Origin of the sequence: Streptomyces oryzae (genome assembly GCF_017676365.1) — a bacterium.
Lineage (GTDB): Bacteria > Actinomycetota > Actinomycetes > Streptomycetales > Streptomycetaceae > Streptomyces > Streptomyces oryzae.
Map to the genome: position 1 here is coordinate 1 of NZ_JADKMA010000362.1, position 2,834 is coordinate 2,834.

Sequence of the window (2,834 nt, forward strand, 5' to 3'; positions counted from 1 at the left end):
CCCCACCCCCCCCCGCTTCGCCTCAGCCCATGTTCGGGTCTCCCTTGATCAGGGCGAACGGCGCGCCCGCAGGGTCGCGGAGCATCGCGAGCCGGCCCACGCCGGGCGCATCCGTCGGCGGGATCAGCACCTTCGCGCCGGACCCCGTCGCGCGGGTGCATGTGGCGTCGCAGTCCTCCGTGGCGAAGTACGGGTGCCACTCCGAGGTCGACCCGGCGCTCAGGTTCTCCTGCGGGAGCTGCATGATGCCGCCGTGCCCGGTGTCGCCCTCCGTACCGCCACCGGGCGCGGAGGCCACGGAGTAGACCAGGTCGTCACCCATCGACATGTCCTGGTAGCTCCACGAGAACACCGCCGTGTAGAAGTCCTTCGCCCTCGCCGCGTCGGTGGTGTACAGCTCCGTCCAGCACAGCGTCTCCGGCTCCATGACCACTTCCAGGCCGCCCGTGTCCCTCGGCTGCCATACCGCGAAGTCGGCACCCGTCGGATCGGTGAACTGCGCCATCCGGCCCGCCGTGAACACATCCATGGGCTCGACCCGCACCGTGCCGCCCGCGCCTTCCACCTGGGCGCGGGTGGTGTCGGCGTCCGCCGTGTGGAAGTACGACGTCCACGCGGGGCTCGCCCCCTCCTCCATCAGCGGTCCTACCGCGGCGACGGTCTTGCCGCCGCGCTGGAAGAATCCGTACCCCCCTGCCTCCGGCCCTGCCGACCGGAACTGCCAGTCGAAGACGCTGGTGTAGAAGGCGACGGCGGCGTCCACATCGGGTGCACCGAGATCGAGCCAGTTCGGGGTGCCGGGAACGAAGTTGGTCGTCAGCATGCGGATCCTCCGGCAGAAGGGGGCTGGGTGCTGCGCGGTGTATGCGTATCTGTTGGACGTGCACCCGCCGAGTCCGTATTCATCGGGTTTGTCGGGTGCCCGCCGCATCAGGATGGCAGCAGTTCGGCCGGCTCGCCGCTCGGCGGCTAGTCGCGGCGCAGCAGCACCCGGCCCAGGCTCGCCTGCGTCACCGCGAGCCCGCGCACCACCGGTATGGATGTGACCAGCAGGAACACGCCGACAGCAGTGTTGAAGGCGATGTCGGGGCCGCGTCCCGTCACACCGAAAGCCAGGTCCATCAGGCCGTCGTTCCCGTCCCTGGGTATCGACCACGACCACAGTCCGTAGGTGAGTCCGCCGAGACCGCCGACCAGCCAGGTCAGGGTGAGGGAGAAGGTCACCACCCGCACCGGGAAGGCGAGCACCGCGTGCGCCAGCTCCCGCCACGCCTGCGGATCCCGCACCGCCTTCCACCGGCCGCTTCCGCTGCCGCGCTGCGCCGTCCCCGGCGCCTGCCCTTCCGCGCGGCCCGGGAGCGGGCGGCCCGTGACGGCCGCGATGTGGTCCGCCTCCACGCGGGCGAGATAACCGGCCATGGACAGCGTTCCGGCCAGCACCGGCAGGCCGACGACCAGAACGAGGGTCGAAACCCCGAGCGCGAAGCCCGTGACCATCAGGGTGAAAGCGGCGATGCCGAGCGGGAGGCCGGAGAGCAGATAGCCCACCTCCCGCCCGAAGCGTCCCCCGCGCCGGCTGCCGGAGGCCGTCGAGTCCAGGGCCGGAAGGGTGCGCGGGCCCGGCTGCGCGTGCGTCGTCGTTGTCATGTGTCCACTCTCGCCGCGCCGCGAGCCCGATCCCATACCGCTGGCACCCGAATCGAGGGTGTACCCAGCACTACCCCGCGGGCGGCGAGGCAGTGACAGCCCCTGCCTCTCCTCGCCATGTGTAACAGGCGCGTAAGAGCGGCGCTCGGGCGTGAACATTCCCCGGGCGGGGTGGATCGAACGGTTCAGTAACGCTCACTCGTGCCGAGCAGGCGGGGCCGAACACCAAGGCACCTCCACCGCGGCGGCACCAACCGCAAGGGGAAGAAACGATGCGCGCTCAGAAGCTCACCCTCGCCGCCCTGGCCCTGGCCGCCGGTCTCTCGCTCACCGCCTGCCAGGGGAACGCGGACTCGAACGCGAGCTCGAACGTCTCCAAGTCCTCGTCCTCGGGTGGGTCTTCCTCGTCTTCCTCGTCGTCCTCGTCGTCCTCGTCCTCCTCGGGCGGGAACTCCGGCGGCACCAGCGCATCCCACTCGAAGTCCAAGACCGCCGGCGGCCGGCACGCCGCGAACTCCGCCCCGGGCAGCGGAGGTGGCAAGATCACCACCGGCAACTGCAAGACGGCGAACCTCGCCTTCGGCAGCTCCCACGGCATGGGGGAGGGCACTCTCCTGGTCAGCCTCAAGAACACCGGCGGCGACGCCTGCTCGCTCAAGGGATTCCCCGGTGTCGACCTCAGGTCCCAGTACGCCTCCAAGCCTCTCAGCGCCAAGCGCAGCAGCCTCTCCGCCCCGGTCGTCACCCTCAAGGCGGGCGAGACGACCCGCTTCACCCTCCACTACCCGCCGAACAACACCGGCGGGTCCGGCGTGAACATCACCAGCATGGTCGTCACCCCGCCGAACGAGACCCACTCCAAGAACATGTCGGTCAACCTCAACTTCCCCGTCGAGGAGGGCGCCGACCAGAAGGTCACGGTGGACCCCGTCGGCACCGGCAAGCAGTAAGAGAACAGGAGCGGGTGGGAGGTGTGTCCTCCCACCCGCTCTTGTTCGTATGCGGGGTGCTGGTTCAGCGGTGGTTCGTCTTAGTAGGCGGAGTCGACGTTGTCCATGGAGCCGTAGCGGTCGGCTGCGTAGTTGCAGGCGGCGACGATGTTGGCGACGGGGTCGGTGAGCTTATCGGGGGTGCCCTTGACGTGGTACTGGTCGAAGGTGGGCTGGATCACCTGGAGCAGGCCCTTG

4 protein-coding genes are annotated in these 2,834 nt (G+C 69.6%); 1 reads left to right on the forward strand and 3 read right to left on the reverse strand.

The features are described 5' to 3' along the window. Positions 1-22 precede the first annotated feature (22 nt). Positions 23-823 carry a VOC family protein gene (locus tag ITI46_RS34015; protein ID WP_209243847.1) on the reverse strand — a complete coding sequence of 267 codons (801 nt, stop codon included), beginning with the start codon at positions 821-823 and terminating at the stop codon, positions 23-25. A 146-nt stretch (positions 824-969) separates the two neighbouring features. Then, entirely contained in the window at positions 970-1,647 is a 678-nt protein-coding gene (locus tag ITI46_RS34020) for a sensor domain-containing protein (protein WP_209243848.1), read from the reverse strand. A 272-nt stretch (positions 1,648-1,919) separates the two neighbouring features. On the opposite strand from ITI46_RS34020, the gene ITI46_RS34025 reads away from it, so the two are divergent. Continuing rightward, positions 1,920-2,597 (forward strand): DUF4232 domain-containing protein, encoded by a 678-nt coding sequence (locus ITI46_RS34025; protein ID WP_209243849.1) that lies wholly within the window; start codon positions 1,920-1,922, stop codon positions 2,595-2,597. A gap of 80 nt (positions 2,598-2,677) precedes the next feature. Here ITI46_RS34025 and ITI46_RS34030 read toward each other — a convergent pair. Beyond that, positions 2,678-2,834: transglycosylase SLT domain-containing protein (locus ITI46_RS34030; RefSeq protein WP_209243851.1), on the reverse strand; the 157-nt coding region annotated here is incomplete at its 5' end.